Genomic DNA, 19,138 nt, shown 5'->3' with positions numbered 1-19,138 from the left:
CATGAACCTGTCGATCCACCACGAGCTGCTCGTCCGCCACCGCGGCAACCCGATCCTGACCCGCGCCGATTGGCCGTACCCCGTGAACACGGTGTTCAACCCGGGCGCCGTGCGCCTCGCCGACGGCACGACGCTCCTCTTGTGCCGCGTCGAGGATCACCGCGGGCACTCGCACCTGTGCGCCGCGCGCTCGGTGAACGGCGTCGACCGCTGGCGGATCGATCCGCAGCCGACGTTCGCGCCGGCGATCGACAAGTACCCGGAGGAGGTCTGGGGCGTCGAGGACCCGCGCATCACCTACGTGGACGAGCTGAAGAAGTACGTGATCGCGTACACGGCGTACTCCCGCGGCGGCCCAGGCGTGTCGCTCGCGTTGACCGGGGACTTCAAGAGCTTCGAGCGCATCGGGTCGGTGATGTCACCCGAGGACAAGGACGCGGCGCTGTTCCCGCGCCGGGTGGGCAAGTTCTGGGCGCTCCTGCACCGCCCGGTCGGCACCATCGGCGCGCACATCTGGCTCTCGTTTTCGCCCGATCTGCGCCACTGGGGCAGCCACCGGCTGGTCCTGCCCGCGCGCAACGGCGCCTGGTGGGACGCGGGCAAGATCGGGCTGTGCACGCCGCCCATCGAGACCGAGAGCGGCTGGCTCCTCATTTACCACGGCGTGCGGCAGACCGCGGGAGGGTGCCTGTACCGCCTGGGCCTGGCGCTGATGGATCTCGAGACGCCGGAGCGCTGCCTGAAGCGCGGCGACTCGTGGATCTTCGGCCCGGAGGCCGACTACGAGCGCCGCGGCGACGTCGACAACGTCGTCTTCCCCTGCGGCTTCACGCGCGGGGACGACGGCGACACGCTCAACGTCTACTACGGCGCGGCGGACGCGTGCATCGCGCTCGCCACGGGCAGCATCCGGGCCATGCTCGCGTGGCTGGACCAGTACGGGAGCAGGCCCGACCAGTGGGATTGAGCTCGAGCCGCTCGAAAATGGCCACTTAACTCGTTTCGCGCGTGGCCGTTACATCTCCAAAGGGCCATCTCCTCGAACCGTGCCGGAGGAGCCGTCGTGGAACACCTCTCGATCATCCCGCGCATCCTCGTCATCGACGACGAAAAGACCAACCGCGACTGGATCGTGCGCCTGCTCGAGGCCAAGGGCTACAAGATGCTCACGGCCGCGACCGGCAAGGCCGGCCTCGACGCCGTGGCCAACGACGCGCCGGATCTCGTGCTGCTCGACATCCGGATGCCCGGGCTCGACGGGTTCGAGGTGGCGAAGAGGCTCAAGGCCGACACGCGCACCAAGGGGATCCCGATCATCATGATCACCGGCGCCGACGACCGGGACTCGCGCCTGCGCTCCCTCCAGTGCGGCGCCGAGGAGTTCCTCCAGAAGCCCGTCGATCCCGACGAGCTGTGGGTGCGCGTGCGCAACCTCCTGAAGCTCAAGCAGTACGGCGATCTGCTCGCGGAGCACGCCAAGGCGCAGGACCGGAAGGTGCACGACGCGACGATCAAGCTCCGGGAGGCGTACCGGGAGATCACGTTCACCCTGACGAGCGCCGCGGAGTACCGGGACGAGAGCACGGGCTCCCACGTCCGCCGCGTCGCGCACTACGCCTGGGAGATCGCGTCCTACCTCGGGCTCGAGAAGCAGTTCCTCGACGACATCTTCTTCGCCGCCCCCATGCACGACGTCGGCAAGATCGGCATGCCGGACTCGGTCCTGCTCAAGGAGGGCCCGCTGAACGCCGACGAGTGGACGCTCATGAGGTCGCACACGGAGATCGGCTACAAGATCCTGCAGTTCGGGAAGACGCCGTCGACGATCATGGGCGCGGAGATCGCGCTCACCCACCACGAGCGCTGGGACGGCACCGGGTACCCGCGGGGGCTCAAGGGGGAGACCATCCCGCTGTCCGGCCGGATAATGAACATCTGCGACCAGTACGACGCGCTGCGCAGCGCGAGGCCGTACAAGCCCGGCTTCGACCACGCGAAGACGATGGAGATCCTCGTCCGGGGCGACGGCCGCACGCAGCCCTTGCACTTCGATCCCGCGGTGCACGCCGCGTTCTTCCGCTGCGCGCCGCGCTTCGCCGAGATCTACGACGGCATGCAGGACGAGGAGTAGGGCCGGATCAGCCGGCGAGGCGGTCGACGAGCCACCCCGGGAGGACGGACAGGAGCAGCGTGCCGACGAGGCACAGGACGGTCGCGACGAGCGCCGCCGCGCGCAGCCCGCGGGGCTCGCCGGCCGCCGCCTCGGACGGGCTCGCGAACAGGATCTGGATGACGCGCAGGTAGAAGTACAGCCCGAGGTAGCTCGCGACGAGGCCCGCGACGGCGTACGCCGTGTAGCCCGCGATCATGGCGTTGTTGAACAGGAAGAACTTGGCCGTGAAGCCGGGCAGGGGCGGGACCCCGGCGAGCGACAGCATCGCGATCGCTATCGCGATCGCCGCGAACGGCCGGCGCGAGAAGAGGCCCCGCAGATCCTCGAGCCGGTCGCGCGCCGCGTCGTCCTCGGCGGGCGGGATCGCGGCGAACGCGAGCAGGTTCGAGAGCCCGTACGCGATCGCGTAGAAGGCGATCGCCGCCGGGCGCCCGGGGCCGGGATCGAGGAACGCGTAGAAGAGGTAGCCGGCGTGGGCGATCGACGAGTACGCGATCGTGCGCCTGAGGCTCGCCTGCCGCATGGCGGCCAGGTTCCCCCAGACGACCGAGGCGAGCGAGAACAGCACCACGAGATCGACGAGCTCGACCGGGAGCGCGGCCGCGCGGAACAGCCGGAGCGCGGCGAACAGGACGGCGGCCTTGACCACCACCGCCATGTACGCGGTGACGGGCACGCTCGCGGCCTCGTAGACGTCCGGCGCCCAGGCGTGGAACGGCGCGATCGCGGCCTTCACGAAGAGGGCGCCGACGACGAGCGCGACGCCGGCCCGGGCGAGGAGATCCTCGGCGACGAGGGCGTCGGCGAAAGCGGCCAGGGAGAGATCGCCGCCGCTCCCGAAGACGAGCGCCGCGCCCATGAGGAGCATCGCCGAGCCGGCGCCGCCGAGCACGAGGTACTTGAGCGCGGCCTCGGCGCCCTCGTCGCGCCTGAAGGAGACCACGGCGAGGGCGTACACCGGCAGCGACATGAGCTCGATCCCGACGAACAGGATCGTGAAGCTCTCGGCGCCGTTGATGAGGAGCGCGCCGTAGAGCGAGGAGAGCACGAGGGCGTAGGCGCGGTACCCGGCGAGATCGCCGGGCGCGGTCAGCAGGATCGGCACCGCGAGCACGAGCAGGATGGCCTTCGCCGCGCTCCCGAACGGCGCGATCGCGTACGCGCCTTCGAACGGCGCCGCCGTGAACCCGGTGGCCGAGAGCCAGAGGCCGGCGCCCGCCGCCGCGACGACGGCGACGAGCGCGATGGGCGCCGCCGCGCGCCCGGGCAGCGCCGCGATCTCCGCGACGAGGAGGAGGACGATGCCGGCGAGCAGGACGTGCTCCGGCAGCATGGCGAGGAGGGCGTCGCGCAGGATCATGGCGCCCCCCCGTCGTCCGTCCGCGCGGCCGCCACGAGATCGAGCAGGCGGTGGACCGCGGGCTCGGTCTTCTCGAGCAGCGGCTGCGGGTAGAGGCCGATCCAGAAGATCGCGGCCACGATCGCCCCGAGGATCAGCTTCTCGCGGCGGCCCAGATCAGCTGGCGGGGCGCATTCGACCCGCGGCTTGCCGAACAGGAAGCGCTCCGCGAGCCAGAGCATGTACAGGGCGCCGATCGCCACGCCGGCGATGGCGGCGGCGCTCGCCGCGAGCGGGAGCGTCGCGCCGGTCTCCCGGTAGACGCGCAGCGACTCGGTGAAGCTCCCGAGCAGCACCATGAACTCGCCCGTGAAGCCGCTCGTGGCGGGCAGCCCGATGGAGGCGAGCGTGAGCAGCATGAAGAACACGGAGTAGATCGGCATGATCTTGGCGAGCCCGCCGTAGGCGGCGAGATCCCGCGTGTGCCGGCGCTCGTAGATCATGCCCACCATCAGGAACAGGCCGCCGGCGACGAGCCCGTGGCTGATCATCTGGATCACCGCGCCCTGCACCGCCAGGAGGCTGAAGCTGAAGAGCCCGAGCATGACGTAGCCGAGGTGGCTGATGGAGGAGTACGCGACGATCTTCTTGATGTCGGTCTGCACGAGCGCGAGGCACGCGCCGTAGAGGATCCCCGCGGTGGAGAGCGCCATGAGGGCCGGGGAGGCCGCGCGCACGGCGTCCGGAAAGAGCGGCAGGCCGAGCTTCAGGAAGCCGTACGTGCCCATCTTGAGGAGCACGCCCGCGAGCACCACGGAGCCGGCGGTCGGGGCCTCGACGTGCGCGTCGGGGAGCCAGGTGTGCAGGGGCACCATCGGCACCTTGATGGCGAAGGCGATCGCGAACGCGGCGAACATGATCGCCTGCGCCTCGAACGGGAGCGCGAGGCGGTAGAGATCCTCGAAGGCGAAGGAGAAGCTCCCGGTCGCGGCGTGCCCGGCGACGACGAGGTAGATCGCGGCCGCGAGCATGAGGATGCTGCCCGCCGCCGTGTACAGGACGAACTTCATCGTGGCGTAGACCCGCCGCTCGCCACCCCAGATCCCGATGATGAAGAACATCGGGACGACCATCGCCTCCCAGAAGACGAAGAAGAGGAACAGGTCCTGCGCGGCGAAAGTGCCGAGCATCGCGAACTGCACGAGCAGCAGCATCGAGTAGAACAGGCGGATCTGCGCGCGGATCGCGGTGAACGAGCCGAGCACCACGAGGGGGCCCAGGAAGACGGTCAGGAGGACGAGGAGCAGGTTCAGGCCGTCGAGCCCGACGATGTAGTGCACGCCCCAGGCGGCGATCCACGGCAGGTCGGTGACGAACTGCAGCCCGGGGTTCGAGCCGTCGAAGCGCGCGTACAGGAGGCAACCGAGGCCGAGCTGGATCGTCGTCGCGGCGAGCGCGATCCACTTCGCGGCGCCCTCCCGCCGGCGCGGCACGAGCAGGATCGCGAGCAGCCCCGCGAGCGGGAGGTAGACGAGGGCGTTGAGGACGAGCGCTTCAGCCATGGAGCCACCTCAAGAGGAGGAGCGCCGCCCCGCCGAACAGCACGAGGAGCGCGTAGAGGTGGAGGCTGCCGGTCTGCACGCGGCAGAGCAGCCGGGCGCCGTGGCGCGCGAGCGCGGCGAGCCCGTGCAGCGAGCCGTCGAAGAGAATCCGATCGCCGACGCGGAGGAACAGGCGGTCGGAGATCGCGTGCAGCGGCCTGATGACGACGAGCCCGTACAGCTCATCGACGTACCACTTGTCGGCGAGCAGCTTGTGCAGCGGCGAGAGCGCCCTCTGCGCCGCCTGCGCCCGTGCGGCGCCCTTGGAGAAGAAGAACCAGGCGAGCGCCAGCCCGGCCAGCGCGATGGCGATGGAGATCCCCATGAGCGCGCGCTCGGCGTGCTCGCCCGCCTCGGTGAGCGCCGGGATCGGCAGCACCGGCGCGAGGAACTGCGGCACGTGGAGGTAGCCGCCGCCCACCGAGAGCAGCGCGAGGACGACCAGCACGCCCGTCATCGACAGGGGCGACTCGTGCACGTGGTGCTCCACCTCGGGGGGCATCCTCGGCGCGCCGAAGAACGTGAGCCACAGGAGCCGGAACATGTAGAGCGCGGTGAGGAGCGCCGTCACGGCGCCGATGCCCCACAGGTAGGGAGCCCCGCCGGCCGAGCTGCCGAACGCGAACAGGAGGATCTCGTCCTTGGAGAAGAAGCCGGCCAGCCCCGGGATCCCCGCGATCGCCGCGGTGGCGACGGCGAAGGTGACGAAGGTCACCGGGATCTTGCGCCACAGGCCGCCCATCTTCCTGATGTCCTGCTCGCCCCCGAGCGCGTGGATCACGCTCCCGGCGCCGAGGAAGAGGCACGCCTTGAAGAACGCGTGGGTCATCAGGTGGAAGACCGCGAACCCGTACGCCCCGACGCCGAGCGCGAGGAACATGAAGCCGAGCTGCGAGATCGTCGAGTACGCGAGCACCTTCTTGATGTCGGTCTGCGCGATCGCGATCGTCGCGGCGAACAGCGCCGTGGCCGCGCCGACGACCGCGATGACCTGCGACGCCTCGGGCGCCTGGAGGTAGACGCCGCTGAGCCGCGCGACCATGTACACGCCGGCCGTGACCATCGTCGCGGCGTGGATGAGCGCCGAGACCGGCGTCGGGCCGGCCATGGCGTCCGGCAGCCAGACGTGGAGCGGGATCTGCGCCGACTTGCCGGTGGCCCCCGCGAAAAGGAGGAGGCCGACCAGCGTGGCCGAGACCGCGGGCACGGGGCCCGCGAGGAACGCCTCGTTGATCCGCACCATGTCGAGGGTGCCGAGCCCGCCGTACAAGAGGAACATCCCGGCGAGGAACGCGGCGTCGCCCACGCGGTTCGTGATGAACGCCTTCTTGCCGGCCTTCGCCTTCGCCGGATCATCGAACCAGAACCCGATCAGGAGGTACGACGTGAGCCCGACGCCCTCCCAGCCCGCGAACAGCACGAGCATCGACCGGCCGAGCACGAGGAGCAGCATGAAGAAGAGGAAGAGGTTCAGGTACGCGAAGTAGCGCGCGTAGCTCTCGTCGTCCCTCATGTAGCCCGTGGAGTAGACGTGGATGAGCGACCCGACGCCGGTCACGACGAGCGCCATCACCGCCGAGAGCCGGTCGAACCAGAACGAGACCTCGAAGGCGTAGCCGCCCACGACGGCCCAGGTGAACGCGGTCTCGGAGACGGGCGTGCCGGTGTCGAGGAGCGCGAGGAAGCAGCGCGCCGCGATCAGCGCCGCCGCGATCGGCAGGCCGCAGCCGACCGCGGTGACGAACCGCTTGCCGAGCCTTTGCCCCAGCGCGCCGTTGAGCGCGAACCCGAGGAGGGGCAGGGCGACGATGAGGCCGAGCCAGGGCATGCCTATCCTTTCAGATCCCTGAACGCGTCCGCGTCCAGGGTCCGCTTCCGCCGCACGAGCAGCAGCACGATCGGGATCGCGATGGCCAGCTCCGCCGCGGCGACGACGAACACGAGGAACACGAGGACGCCCCCCGCGGTCGAGCCGTGCATCCTCGAGAACGTCACGAGCTCCACGTTGACCCCGTTGAGCATGAGCTCGAGGCACATGAGCACGACGAGCAGGTTGCGCCGCACCACGACGCCCAGGAGCCCGAGGACGAACAGGATCGCGCCGAGCGCGACGAGCATCTGCGTGTTATCCATGGTCCCTCCCGCTCCCCTTGACGACGGCGAGCACGGCGAGGACCGCCACCAGCAGGAGCACGGAGGAGAGCTCGAACTCGAGCCAGTGCTCCTCGAGGAACGCGGCCGAGAACGGCTCGAGCGCGAACGTCCCGGTGTCAGCGGGCGCGCCGGCCGGCGCCGTCGAGACGAGGGCGAGGAGCGCGGCGAGGAACAGTGTCGCGACGGCCACCCCGGGCACGAGCAGCCGCGAGGCGCGGCGCGTGAACGACGGATCGCGCAGGTCGAGCAGCATGATGACGAAGACCATGAAGACCATCACCGCGCCGACGTAGATCAGCACCTGGAAGACGGCGATCGCGTGGGCTCCCTGCACGGCGAAGACGCCCGCGAGTGCGAGCATGACGCCGACGAGGGACAGGGCGACCCGCATCGGGTGGCGCGCGAAGAGCATCACCACCGCGCCGAGCGCCGCCGCGCCCGCGAAGAACCAGAGGAGGATGGTCTCTGTCGCCGCGCTCAAAGGGAGCCTCCCTCCCCGCCGCCCGCCGGGCCCGGCGGGTAGGGCTTGGCCGCGTCGGAGCGCGGGCACCAGCCGAGCAGGTGGTCGCGGGAGAGCCACATCTCGCCGCGGTCGTGGGACGGCAGGTCCGGGACGTCCTGCGGCATGCGGATCGCGTCCTCCGGGCACGCCTCGACGCACAGCCCGCAGAAGACGCACCGCGAGTAGTCGATCTCGAAGCGCGCCGGGTGCTTGGGGTGCGCCGCGTCCGCGGGATCGAAGGCGGCCTCGATCTCGATGACGCGCGCGGGGCAGGCCGTCGCGCACAGCATGCACGCGATGCACTGCGGCCGTCCGTCCGGTCGCGTCGTCAGGACGTGCTTGCCACGGTTGCCGGCGGCGTAGTCGGCGCGGCGCTCCTCCGGGTAGCGGGCGGTGAGCGCGCCCTTCCGGAACGTGAGCCAGCGCGCCAGGTTCCGCGCGATGACGCCGCCCGTCACCGCGAGGCCGCGCAGCACCTCGGGGAGGTACGACCGCTCCCAGAGGCCCAGGGTCGGGCGGTTCCAGTAGCTCTTGCGGCGCCCGAGATCCATCATACCCACCCCGCCCACGAGATCACGGCGGTCGCCGTGAGGTTCACGATGCCGAGCGGCAAGAGGAACGTCCAGCCGAAGCGGAGCAGCTGATCGTAGCGGAACCGCGGCAGCGACCACCGCACCTGGATCTGGAACGCCGAGACGAGGAACACCTTGGCCAGGAAGACGGCGAGCTGGATCGCGACCACCGCGCCGTGGGGCAGGGCGACGGTGCCGCCGCCCGGGAACGCGAACCCCGCGTCGCCGAGGAAGGGCAGGTTGCAGCCGCCGAGGAACAGCGTCGTGAACAGCGCGGCGATCACCGCGACCTCGATGAACTCGGCGAACATGAACAGGCCCATCTTCATCGCGCTGTACTCGGTGAAGTAGCCGGCGATGAGCTCGGACTCCGCCTCCGGCAGGTCGAACGGGACGCGCTTGTTCTCGGCCATCGCCGCGGTGAGGAACAGGATCGCCGCAAACGGCTGCAGGAAGATCCCCCACGCCGGGAGGAAGCCGAGGAGGGAGCCCGACTGCTGATGGACGATATCGATGAGGTCGACCGTGCCGTAGAGCAGCACGAGGCCGAGCACGGACAGCCCCATCACGACCTCGTAGGAGATCATCTGCGCGCCCGCGCGGACCGCGCCGAGCAGGGAGAACTTGTTCCCCGAGGACCAGCCCGCGAGCAGGCTGCCTATCACCGTCAGGCCGCCGAACGCGAACACCACGAGCAGCCCGGCGTCGAGCCGCGCGATCTGCATCTCGTAGCGCTCGCCGCCGAACCAGGCCGCCGCGCCGGGCGAGAAGTCGAGCAGCTCCGAGGGGACGATCTCGCCGCCAAACGGCACCACCGCGAAGACGAGGAGCACCGGCGTGAAGACGAGCCACGGCGCGATCGCGTAGCCGAAGCGGTCGTGCGCGTCCGCGCGGAAGTCCTCCTTGAGCAGCATCTTGAGGCCGTCGGCGACCGCCTGGAACAGCCCGAGCCAGATGATCCGGAACCGCGTGAACGGGAGCCGGAGGTAGCAGCGGTTCGCGCCGATCCGGTCCGACATCACCGCCGCGAGCTTGCGTTCGACCCAGGTGAGGAGCACGCCGAAGAGCAGCAGCACGAGGATCGCGTAGCTGATGAAGACGAGGACGACCACGAGATCCCGCATCATGGCCGGCCTCCGATCGCGGCGAACAGGTCGGCGGCGTGGGCGATCGTCTCTCCGGGCGGGAAGCACGCCTCGAAGCGGCGCGCGATCCCGTCGGAGTTGGTGTAGGAGCCGTCCCGCTCGGTCTGGACGGAGATCGGCAGGAAGACGTCCGCGGCGCCGTTCTCCGGCGCGAGGTACGAGCCGAGGAGCACGACCTTGGCGCCGGCCGGCACGCGCGAGTAGTCGAACCCCTCGCCCCAGACGAGCACGAGATCGGTGCCGGGCTCGAAGGCGACGGGCCTCTCGCCGAACAGCGCCCGTGCGCCCCGGGTGTTCGGGTTCTTGTCCGCGCGGATCAGGATGTCGTCCTCGACGATCTCCCCGGGCTGCGGGACGTGGTCCGGCTTGACGCGCACGTCGAACCGCGCCGCGAGGTGATCGCGGAACGCGGCGAGCTCCCCGTCCGAGCCCCAGCTCGAGACGAGCGCCGTCCGCCTCTTCGCCCCGTCGACGAGGCGGCGCGCCTCGGATATCGCCTCCGCGAGCGGCACGGGCCTTCCGCGCAGCATCGCCTGATCGGCGCGCGGGCGCTCGAAGATCGCCGCGAGGTCGCGCCCCTTGTTGCAGATCCACGGGCCGTTGACCGCCGGGTCGTCGAGCGGCGTCACGCGGGCGATCTCTAGGTTGCGCCGCGGATCGAGGCGCTGGAGGCGCCGGTCGGCCCGGAGGTGCCAGATCCGGATCGCGCAGCCGCGCGCGCAACCCGGGCACACGGACGGCGTCGCCTCGAGGAACCAGACCCGCGCCTTGTAGAGGAAGGAGCGGGAGAGGAGGGCGCCCACCGGGCAGAGGTCGATCACGTTGTCCGAGTAGGGGTCGTCGAACCGCCGCCCCTCCTCGCACCGCACGAGGGAGGTGTCGCCGCGACCCTGGATACCGAGCGCCTTCGAGCGCGACACCTCGTGGGTGAAGCGGACGCACCGCGAGCAGACGATGCAGCGCTCGTTGTCGATGAGGATGCGGTCGCCGAGATCGTGGAACTTGGTCGCGCGGACCTTGGGCTCGGCCGAGATCGACGGCGCGCCGTTGTACGCGAAGTGGTAGTCCTGGAGCGTGCACTCGCCTGCCTTGTCGCAGATGCCGCAGTCCACGGGGTGGTTGAGCGTGAGGAACTGCATCATCGCCTTGCGCGCCGCGCGCACCTCGTCGGAGTCGGTGAGGACCTTCATCCCCTCGCTCACCGGCATGTTGCAGGCGATGTCCAGCCCCTTGCCCTCGACCTCCACCATGCAGATGCGGCAGTTGCCGGCGACCGAGAGCCGCGGGTGCCAGCAGAAGTACGGGACGTAGACGCCGTTGTCGAGCGCCGCGCGCAGCACGGTCGTGTCCGCCGCGACCTCGATCTCCCGCCCGTTGAGGAAGATCCGCGTCATGCGAGGCTCCCCCCGCACCGCGAGCGGCCGTGCGCCATGAAGTGCTCGAACTCGTCCCGGAACTTGTCGAGGATCCCGACCGTCGCGTAGCCCGCCGCGTCGCCGAGCCCGCAGATCGTCGTGCCGTCGTTGAAGTGCGAGACGTGGATCAGCCGATCGATGTCGCCGGCCGCGCCGCGGCCGGCCGCGATCCTGTCGACGATGCGGTGCATCCAGCCCGTGCCCTCGCGGCAGGGCGTGCACTGGCCGCACGACTCGTGGTGGTAGAAGCGGAGCATCACCTGCAGCAGGCGGACCATGCAGGTGCCTTCGGCGATGACGATCATGCCGCCCGAGCCGAGCGACGATCCGGCCGCGTCGAGCGACGCGTGATCCATGGGCAGCCCGGCGATCTCCTTTGCGACGAGAACCTTCGTGGAGATCCCTCCCGGAACGACCGCCTTGAGCGCGCGGCCGCCCGTCACGCCGCCGCAGTCCTCGTAGATGAACTCGTCGAGCGGCGTGCCGAACGGGATCTCGTACACCCCGGGGCGCACGACGTGGCCGGAGATCGAGACGAGCCGGGTGCCCGGGCTCTTGGGCGTGCCGAGCGCGCGGTACGCCGCGGCGCCGTGGTCGATGATCCACGGGATGTTCGAGAGCGTCTCCACGTTGTTGATCACGGTCGGCTTCTGGAAGAGGCCGCGGACGGTGAGTCGCGGCGGCCGGTTGCGCGGGTACCCCTTCTTCCCCTCGACGGAGGAGAGGAGCCCCGACGCCTCCCCGCACACGTACGCCCCGGCGCCACGCACGAGCACGACATGGCACGAGAACGGCGTGCCGAGGATCCGCTCGCCGAGGAGGCCGGCGCCGTACGCCTCCTCGAGCGCGCCCTCGACCCGGCGCCGTGACAGATCGAACTCGCCGCGCATGTAGATGAAGCAGTGGTGCGCGCCGATCGCGTAGCAGGCGATCGCCATCGCCTCGAGCAGGAGGTGCGGCGCGTTCTCCAGGATCCAGCGATCCTTGAACGTCCCGGGCTCGCCCTCGTCCGCGTTGGCGCACAGGAAGTGCTCGAGGCCGTCGTCCGGCTTCACGACCTGCCACTTGCGCCCCATCGGGAACGCCGCGCCGCCGCGGCCCTGGATGCCGGAGTCGTAGACCTCCTTCGTGACGTCCGCGGGCTTCATGGAGCGCAGCGCCTTGGCGAGCGCGCCGTAGCCGCCCCGCGAGCGGTACGCCGCGAGCGTGTGGGAGGTCTCCGTGACCTCGAAGCTCTGGAGCCGCTTCTCGAACGCCCTCATTCGAGCGCCTCCAGGATCTCGTCGAGCCGCTCGGGGGTGACCCGCTCGTGGTACGCCCCGTCCACGACCATCACCGGCGCGGTGCCGCACGACGCGAGGCACTCCACGGTCGAGAGCGTGACGCGGCCGTCGGGCGTCGTCCCTCCGGGCGCGACGCCGAGCCTCTCCTCGAGGAGCCCGAGCAGGCGCTCGGCGCCGTTCATCGAGCACGAGACGTTGCGGCAGACCTGGACGTGGTGCCGGCCGATGGGCTCGCGGCGGAACATCGTGTAGAAGGTCAGCGCCTCGTCGATCCGCACGCGCGGGACGCCGAGATAGGCCGCGAGCTGCGCGACGTCCTCGTCGGCGACGAAGCCGCGCTCCTCCTGGATGCGGTGCAGGGCGGGCATCACGAGCGACGACTCGCTCCCCTTCGGGAGGCGGGCCTTCAAGGCCTCGAGCTCCGGGATGAGGCGCTTCATCGATCGCACTCCCCGCCTATCATGTTCATCGACCCGAACGTCGGCACGATGTCCGCGAACTGCCCGCCCTCGAGGAGCCGGTGCATGCCGCCCATGTGGACGAAGCTCGGGGAGCGCACGTGGAGCTTGTACGGCCGGCCCTCCCCGCAGCTCACGGCGTAGAACCCGAGCTCGCCGTTCGCCGACTCGTGGGCCGTGTACACCTCGCCGGCCGGCACCTTCGGGCCCTCCATGACGAGCTTGAAGTGATCGATGAGCGACTCGATCTCCGAGTAGACGAGCCGCTTCGGGGGGAGCATGAACCTGTGATCGTCCACGTCCAGCGGCCCCGCCGGCAGCGCTGCGACGCACTGCCGGATCATGCGCACCGATTCGTCCATCTCGCGCATCCGGACGAAGTAGCGGTCGTAGTTGTCGCCCTTGATGCCGACCGGCACCTCGAAGTCGAGCTCCGCGTACGCGAGGTACGGCGTGTCCTTCCGGAGATCGCGCGGCGCGCCCGTGGAGCGGAGGATCGGGCCCGTGTAGCCCCAGTGGAGCGCCTCCGCGGTCGTGAGGACGCCGACGTCGCGCGTCCTGTCGATGAAGATGCGGTTGCGATCCATCATGGCGTGCGCGCGGCCGACGAAGGTCTCGTACTCGCGCAGGATCTCCTCGAGCCGGCCGAGCCAGCCGTCGGGCAGGTCGCGCGCCATGCCGCCGATGCGCCCGTAGGAGTGGGTGACGCGTGCGCCGGTGAGGTTCGCGAGGTGCTCGTAGATGTAGTCGCGCAGCGTCATGAGGTAGAGGAACGGCGTCATGGCGCCGAGCTCCATGAAGATCGCGCCGACGCACGTCAGGTGGTCCGCGATGCGGGCGTACTCCGAGAGCAGCGTCCGCAGCCAGCGGCACCGCGGCGTGATCTCGATCCCCCACAGCGCCTCCACCGTCTCACAGTAGGCGAAGTTGTTGATCAGCGCCGAGCAGTAGTTGAGCCGGTCGACGTACGGGATGAGGTTGTGCCAGGTGTGATCCTCGCACTCCTTCTCGAAGCCGCGGTGCAGGTAGCCGCAGTGGACGTCGGCGCGCACGACCTTCTCGCCGTCGAGCGCCGCGATGATCTGGATGGTCCCGTGCGTCGTCGGGTGCGACGGCCCGATGGAGACGACCTGGAGCTCCTCGTCATCGAGGGGCTCGAAGGCGGGCCGGATCGGGTTGGGAAGCCGCGTCTCCACTCTTCGCTCCGTCACTTCCTGTAGGGAACGAGCGGCTGTTCCCGGTCCTTCGGGTAGTCCTTGCGCAGCGGGTGGCCGACGAACCCTTCGTAGAGCAGGATCGGCCGCAGATCCGGGTTGCCGCGGAAGGCGATCCCGTACATGTCGTGGCACTCGCGCTCCATGTAGCGCGCGGAGCCGTAGAGCCCGGTGAGCGTGTCGACGGTCGGGTCCTCCTCGGGCACCTGCTGCTTCAGCCGGACGCGGACGAACCGCGCGGTCGAGTAGAAGTGGTGGACCACCTCGAACCGCGGGACTCGTCCGAGCCAGTCCACGGCGGTCACGTCGAGCAGGAGATCGAACCCGAGCTCGTCGCGCAGCCGCGACGCCGTGGCGAGGAGCCGCGCGGGCTCGAGCTCGAGCGCGAGCGTCCCGTGGGAGACCGCCGCCGCCTTCGCGTCCGGCGCGAGCCTGTCCCGGAGCTCCTCGAGGTGCCTCGCGCGCATCGTCAGAACCGCTCCCCGACGATCGGGTGCCGCTCCCGGGCGATCTTGTCCTGGAGCTTCATGATCGCGTCGATCACCATCTCCGGCCGCGGCGGGCAGCCCGGGACGTACACGTCGACCGGGATGATCTTGTCGACGCCCGGAACGGCCGCGTAGTTCCGGTAGAAGCCGCCGCTCGTGGCGCACACGCCGAACGCCATCACCCACTTGGGCTCGCACATCTGCTCGTAGACCTTGCGGACGATCGGCGCCTGCTTGTGCGAGATCGTGCCCACGATCATCAGCAGGTCCGCCTGCCGCGGGGAGAACCGCGGGAGCGCGGCGCCGAAGCGGTCGAGGTCGTAGAGGGTCGCGCTGACCGACATGTACTCCATGCCGCAGCAGGCGGTGACGAACGGGTACGGGAAGAGCGAGAACTTCCGCGCCCAGCCGACGAGCTCGTCCTTCTTCGTGGTGAGGTAGTCGAGCGCCATCCGTCACTCCGTCACGTCGCGCAGGATCCCCGAGCGCCAGACGACCGCGAGGATGAGCACGAGCAGCGCCGTGAACACGCCGAAGGTGGCCAGCATGAAGTCGGTCACCGGCTGCGCGGCGAGCGCCCAGATGAAGAGGAAGACCGCCTCGAGGTCGAAGACGACGAAGACGACCGCGACCGCGTAGTACTTGACCGGGATGCGCCTGACGTTCACGGGATCCGCGGGCGTGGCGCCGCACTCGAACGGCTCCTGCTTGAGCGCCGAGCGCGCGGGCTTGGGGCCGAGCACGCGGTTGAGGAGGAGCGCGATCGCGACGAAGCCCAGGATGGCCACGAGGTAGATGAGGAATGCCAGATAGGGGTTCATCGCCGCGCCGCGCCTCCGATCGGGCATAGAGTATTGGGCTTGTCCGGGAGAAATCAAGGCCTGGTTTTCCGGACTGGAGTACGATCCTTCGCATGGGGCCCTTCGTCCGGCGGTTCGGGTATAGCGCGTTCGCCGTTCTGCTCGCAGGCTGCGCGCCCAGCGTGCCGGAGCGGGCGCAGGCCAAGGCCCCGGCCGTCGAGCCGGAGCCGCCGGAGCCGCAGGGGCCGATCGCGCCGCCGCGGATGTCCGGCGAGGACGCGATCAGGGAGCTCGACGCGCTCGCCCGCAATCCCGCGCCGCGGGACGAGCTCGACGCGTTCGTCGCCGCGCACCCCGAGGTCGTCTCGGCCGAGGCGAGGCCCTACGGGGCCGCGCTCATGTGGGCGCTCGAGTTCGAGCGGGACGACATGGCGTTCGCGCTGCTCGCGGCGGGGGCGGCGATCCCCGGAAACGCGCTCGCGCTCGCGGCGCGCGGCGGGATGGACGCGTTCGTCAAGGAGCTCCTGCGACGCGGCGCGGCGCCGGACGCCGGTGACGGCTGGGGCTACACGCCGCCCCCCGCCGCGGCCAAGCCCGGGCACACGAGCACCATGGGGCTGCTGCTCGCCGCCGGCGCGGCGCCGAGCCCGCGCGCGGCGAACGACGGCTTCACGCCGCTGCACCTCGCGGTGATCGATAGGCGCGTCGAGGCCGTGCGCGTCCTGATCGACGCGAAGGCCGACCTCGAGGCCAGGGACGATGACGGCCGCACGCCGCTCCACTGGGGCCCGTTCGCCTACGCCCCGCAGCACGTGCACGTGTACGGCGACGCCGAGCTCGGCATGGAGCCGGGCACCAGGTTCAAGGATCCGGGGCCGGCCGTCGTGATAGGCGTGCTGCTCGACGCCGGCGCGAAGATCGACGCGGTCGACGGCCGCGGGAACACGCCGCTGCACGAGGCGGCCGCGATCGGCTCTTGGCGCGGGGCGGAGGCGCTGCTCGCGGGCGGCGCGGAGGTCGGCGCCAGGAACGCCGCGGGGGAGACGGCGCTCGTGATCGCTCAGCGGCGGGGAGACGGGGAGCTGGTGAAGCTGATGCGGCGCAAGTGGGACAAGAAGAAGTAGGACAACTGGGACATCGGGGACGAGTGGGATTGCGGGGTCCCAACTGCTCGCTCAGTCTTCCGGGTTGAACCCCGCCTTCCGGATCGCCGCCGCCGCGCGGGCGACGGCTTCCTTCGAATCGGCCTCGATGGTGACGAGCTTGCTCCCGGGGTCCGCGCTCACGAGGCGGACGCCGTCGACCTTCTCCAGCGCGCCCGTGATCGTCCGGACGCAGTGGTCGCAGCTCATGTCCGGCACGCGGAGCGCCACGGCGCCGGCCCCGGCGGCCGCAGGGGCCCTGGAGCGCAGCCTGCGCGCCAGCGGCACGAGGAGGTGGTACGCGATGAGCCCGAGCGAGGCGATCCCGGCGGCGATCTCGAACGGCCCGAGCCCCTCGGCGGCGTGCAGGTGCCCGCCCTGGAGCGCGGCGGCGGGGACGAGCGCCGGGAACGCCGCGAACAGCGCGTCGGCCGCGTACCCGGCGGCGACGGAGCCCGCCACCAGCGTCGCGAGGTACACGGCGAGGGTCCGCCGCCCCATCATCTTGCCGATGACCGTGACCGCCGCGACGTTGGTCGCGGGGCCGGCGATCAGGAAGACGAGCGCCGCGCCCGGGCTCAGCCCCTTGGCGAGCAGCGCCACCGCGAGCGGGATGGAGCCGCTCGCGCAGACGTACAGCGGAATCCCGATCGCCGCCATCGCCGCGTACGACAGGAAGCCGTGCCCGATCGTGCTCTCGAGCAGATCGCCGGGGAGGGCGTAGGTGATGAGCCCGCCGAGCGCGATGCCGAAGGCGAGCGGCCGCGCGATGCCGCCGAACAGCTCGACGACGGCGTACCGGAGCGCGCCGGCGGCGTGGCCGCCGAACCCGCGCAGGACCTCTCCCGGCGCGGGCGGGACGGCCGCCACCGCCTCGGAGTGGGAGACGAGCGCGGTGCCGAAGCCGGCGATCAGCCCGAGCACCACCGTCGCCGCGACGCGCAGCGCGGTGAAGGCGCCTCCCATGAGCGAGTAGGTCGCGAGGATCGAGTCGACGCCGGTCGTCGGGGTGGTGACGAGGAACCCGATCGTCGCTCCGTTCCGCGCGCCGGAGCTCTTGAGCGACGCCGCCAGCGGCAGCACGCCGCACGAGCAGATCGGCAGCGGCACGCCGAGGGCGACCGCCTTGAGGACCGGGAGGGGGCCGCGGCCGCCGAGGTGGCGCGCGACCGCGCCGAACGGGAGGATCACGTGGAGGACGCCCGCCGCCGCGAGGCCGGGCAGGAGGTACGGTCCCATCTGGGCGATCAGCGCGAACGCCGCGAGCGCGATCGCGGTGATCGCGTCAAGCATGCGGCCCGCCTCGCCCGGCGGACGTCGCCCTCGCGGCGGTCATATCCCCTCGCCGCCGGCGAAGCGCTCGCGCGTCGCCGACGCCTGGGTGACCCGCTCGCCCGGCTCGACGCTCCAGGTCAGCCACACGTTGCCGCCTATCACCGCGCCGCGGCCGATCGTCACGCGGCCGAGGATCGTCGCGCCCGAGTAGATCACGACGTCGTCCTCCACGATCGGGTGGCGGGCGATCCCCTTGACCGGGTTGCCGTGCTCGTCGAGCGGCAGGCTCTTCGCGCCGAGCGTGACGCCCTGGTAGAGGCGCACGCGCTCGCCGATGATCGTCGTCTCGCCGATGACGACGCCGGTGCCGTGATCGATGAAGAACGCCGGGCCGATGGCGGCGCCGGGGTGGATGTCGATCCCGGTGAGGCTGTGGGCGTGCTCGGTGATAATCCGCGGGATGAGCGGCACGCCGAGGCCGTACAGCTCGTGCGCCATGCGGTAGCTCGTGATCGCGAGGACGCCCGGGTAGCAGAAGATCGCCTCGTCGGAGGTCGAGGCCGCCGGGTCGCCCTGGTACGCCGCGGTCACGTCCGTGGCGAGCAGGCGCTGCACCTCCGGCAGCCTGTCGAGGAAGTCGAGCGCGATGCGGCGCGCCTTGTCCTCGCACTCGGCGCAGGCGGCGCCCGGCGCGGCGAGGCACGTGAAGCAGAGGCCGCGGCGGATCTGCTCGGTGAGCGCGCGGATCACGTGGTCCAGGGCGGCCCCGACGTGGAAGCGCACGCTCTCGGCCGACGCCTCCGAGACGCCGAAGTAGCCGGGGAAGAGCACCGAGCGCAGATCCTCGACCATCGCGACGACGACGTCGCGCGACGGCAGGGGGCCGCCGTGCGGGCCGCGCGAGCTCCCGCAGAGGCCGGGCGCGCAGAGCGCGTCGACGACCGCCGCCATGTGCCGCGACGGTTCGGACGAGGCGGAGCGCCCGCCGCTCGGCGCGAAGCCCGGGGGCGCGAGCGAGTCGGTCTTGCACTTCGGTCCCAGCCCGCTCACGTCACCCCTCGCTTTCGAAGAGCCAGGTGCTCAGGTAGCGCTCGCCCGTGTCGGGCGCGATGGCGACGATCGTCTTGCCGGCGTGCTCCGGGCGGGCGGCGAGCCCGAGCGCCGCGAAGACCGCCGCGCCGGACGAGATCCCGACGAGGAGCCCCTCCTCGCGCGCCATGCGGCGCGCGGTCGCGCCGGCGTCCTGGTGCCGGACCCGGATCACCTCGTCGATGAGCCCGCGATCGAGCACCGCGGGCACGAACCCGGCGCCGATGCCCTGGATCTTGTGCGGCCCGGGCGCGCCGCCCGACAGGACGGGGGAGTCCGCGGGCTCGACCGCGACGGCGCAAAGCGACGGCTTGCGCGGCTTGAGCGCCTGGGCGATCCCGGTGATCGTGCCGCCGGTTCCGACGCCGGCGACGACCACGTCCACCGCGCCGTCCGTGTCCCGCCAGATCTCCTCGGAGGTGCGCGCCCTGTGCGCCGCCGGGTTCGCGGGGTTCTCGAACTGCTGCAGCATGACGTGGTTCGAGAAC

The 19,138-nt window shown here is 70.9% G+C and carries 20 protein-coding genes; 3 read left to right on the top strand and 17 right to left on the bottom strand.

Annotated features, from left to right (window positions below):
* Nucleotide 1: 1 nt before the first annotated feature.
* Together M0R80_21470 and M0R80_21465 are read left to right on the top strand one after the other, a co-directional pair.
* Nucleotides 2-967: a glycosidase gene (locus M0R80_21470; protein MCK9462205.1), complete on the top strand. Its 966-nt coding sequence runs from the start codon at nt 2-4 to the stop codon at nt 965-967.
* 96 nt (nt 968-1,063) lie between these two features.
* Nucleotides 1,064-2,131, top strand: coding sequence for a response regulator (locus M0R80_21465; protein MCK9462204.1), 1,068 nt, complete (start codon nt 1,064-1,066; stop codon nt 2,129-2,131).
* Between the two features lie 7 nt (nt 2,132-2,138).
* Here the strand turns inward: M0R80_21465 and M0R80_21460 are convergent, their stop codons facing one another.
* From M0R80_21460 to ndhC, 14 genes are read right to left on the bottom strand one after another with little or no spacing between them, the layout of a single operon-like run.
* Nucleotides 2,139-3,533: an NADH-quinone oxidoreductase subunit N gene (locus tag M0R80_21460; GenBank protein ID MCK9462203.1), complete on the bottom strand. Its 1,395-nt coding sequence runs from the start codon at nt 3,531-3,533 to the stop codon at nt 2,139-2,141.
* Nucleotides 3,530-5,074, bottom strand: a complete 1,545-nt coding sequence (locus tag M0R80_21455) for an NADH-quinone oxidoreductase subunit M (GenBank protein MCK9462202.1) — start codon at nt 5,072-5,074, stop codon at nt 3,530-3,532. The genes M0R80_21460 and M0R80_21455 overlap by 4 nt, the downstream gene beginning before the upstream one ends.
* The gene (gene nuoL / locus M0R80_21450) at nt 5,067-6,941 is read right to left on the bottom strand and encodes an NADH-quinone oxidoreductase subunit L (GenBank protein ID MCK9462201.1); all 1,875 of its coding nucleotides are present in this window, start codon (nt 6,939-6,941) and stop codon (nt 5,067-5,069) included. The genes M0R80_21455 and nuoL overlap by 8 nt, the downstream gene beginning before the upstream one ends.
* Before the next feature lie 2 nt (nt 6,942-6,943).
* Entirely contained in the window at nt 6,944-7,246 is a 303-nt protein-coding gene (nuoK, locus tag M0R80_21445; GenBank protein MCK9462200.1) for an NADH-quinone oxidoreductase subunit NuoK, read from the bottom strand.
* The gene (locus tag M0R80_21440; protein ID MCK9462199.1) at nt 7,239-7,748 is read right to left on the bottom strand and encodes an NADH-quinone oxidoreductase subunit J; all 510 of its coding nucleotides are present in this window, start codon (nt 7,746-7,748) and stop codon (nt 7,239-7,241) included. Before M0R80_21440 ends, nuoK begins: the two co-directional genes overlap by 8 nt.
* Nucleotides 7,745-8,323 carry a 4Fe-4S binding protein gene (locus tag M0R80_21435; protein MCK9462198.1) on the bottom strand — a complete coding sequence of 193 codons (579 nt, stop codon included), beginning with the start codon at nt 8,321-8,323 and terminating at the stop codon, nt 7,745-7,747. The genes M0R80_21440 and M0R80_21435 overlap by 4 nt, the downstream gene beginning before the upstream one ends.
* Nucleotides 8,320-9,468: an NADH-quinone oxidoreductase subunit H gene (locus M0R80_21430; GenBank protein ID MCK9462197.1), complete on the bottom strand. Its 1,149-nt coding sequence runs from the start codon at nt 9,466-9,468 to the stop codon at nt 8,320-8,322. The genes M0R80_21435 and M0R80_21430 overlap by 4 nt, the downstream gene beginning before the upstream one ends.
* Nucleotides 9,465-10,880: a 2Fe-2S iron-sulfur cluster-binding protein gene (locus M0R80_21425; GenBank protein ID MCK9462196.1), complete on the bottom strand. Its 1,416-nt coding sequence runs from the start codon at nt 10,878-10,880 to the stop codon at nt 9,465-9,467. The genes M0R80_21430 and M0R80_21425 overlap by 4 nt, the downstream gene beginning before the upstream one ends.
* Nucleotides 10,877-12,163 (bottom strand): NADH-quinone oxidoreductase subunit NuoF, encoded by a 1,287-nt coding sequence (gene nuoF, locus M0R80_21420; GenBank protein MCK9462195.1) that lies wholly within the window; start codon nt 12,161-12,163, stop codon nt 10,877-10,879. Before nuoF ends, M0R80_21425 begins: the two co-directional genes overlap by 4 nt.
* Nucleotides 12,160-12,624, bottom strand: a complete 465-nt coding sequence (gene nuoE / locus M0R80_21415) for an NADH-quinone oxidoreductase subunit NuoE (GenBank protein MCK9462194.1) — start codon at nt 12,622-12,624, stop codon at nt 12,160-12,162. Before nuoE ends, nuoF begins: the two co-directional genes overlap by 4 nt.
* Nucleotides 12,621-13,838: an NADH-quinone oxidoreductase subunit D gene (locus M0R80_21410; GenBank protein ID MCK9462193.1), complete on the bottom strand. Its 1,218-nt coding sequence runs from the start codon at nt 13,836-13,838 to the stop codon at nt 12,621-12,623. Before M0R80_21410 ends, nuoE begins: the two co-directional genes overlap by 4 nt.
* A gap of 11 nt (nt 13,839-13,849) precedes the next feature.
* On the bottom strand, nt 13,850-14,323 hold the full coding sequence (locus M0R80_21405) for an NADH-quinone oxidoreductase subunit C (GenBank protein MCK9462192.1): 474 nt from the start codon (nt 14,321-14,323) through the stop codon (nt 13,850-13,852).
* 2 nt (nt 14,324-14,325) lie between these two features.
* Nucleotides 14,326-14,796, bottom strand: coding sequence for an NADH-quinone oxidoreductase subunit NuoB (gene nuoB / locus M0R80_21400; protein ID MCK9462191.1), 471 nt, complete (start codon nt 14,794-14,796; stop codon nt 14,326-14,328).
* A 3-nt stretch (nt 14,797-14,799) separates the two neighbouring features.
* A complete protein-coding gene (gene ndhC, locus M0R80_21395) occupies nt 14,800-15,165 on the bottom strand; it encodes an NADH-quinone oxidoreductase subunit A (protein MCK9462190.1) in 366 nt (121 codons plus the stop codon).
* Between the two features lie 92 nt (nt 15,166-15,257).
* Between ndhC and M0R80_21390 the strand changes: the two genes are divergently transcribed.
* A complete protein-coding gene (locus M0R80_21390; protein ID MCK9462189.1) occupies nt 15,258-16,268 on the top strand; it encodes an ankyrin repeat domain-containing protein in 1,011 nt (336 codons plus the stop codon).
* 51 nt (nt 16,269-16,319) lie between these two features.
* On the opposite strand, the gene M0R80_21385 is transcribed toward M0R80_21390, so the two are convergent.
* The 3 genes from M0R80_21385 to M0R80_21375 all read right to left on the bottom strand — a co-directional run.
* Nucleotides 16,320-17,579 (bottom strand): permease, encoded by a 1,260-nt coding sequence (locus M0R80_21385; protein ID MCK9462188.1) that lies wholly within the window; start codon nt 17,577-17,579, stop codon nt 16,320-16,322.
* Between the two features lie 39 nt (nt 17,580-17,618).
* Complete coding sequence (locus M0R80_21380; GenBank protein MCK9462187.1) at nt 17,619-18,611, bottom strand: serine acetyltransferase; 993 nt, start codon at nt 18,609-18,611, stop codon at nt 17,619-17,621.
* Nucleotide 18,612: 1 nt separating this feature from the next.
* Nucleotides 18,613-19,138, bottom strand: a 526-nt coding sequence (locus tag M0R80_21375) for a pyridoxal-phosphate dependent enzyme (GenBank protein ID MCK9462186.1), incomplete at its 5' end; no start/stop codon positions are given.

This window comes from Pseudomonadota bacterium (genome assembly GCA_023229365.1).
GTDB lineage: Bacteria > Myxococcota_A > Polyangia > JAAYKL01 > JAAYKL01 > JALNZK01.
This window is presented reverse-complemented; position numbering and strand designations above follow the sequence as displayed.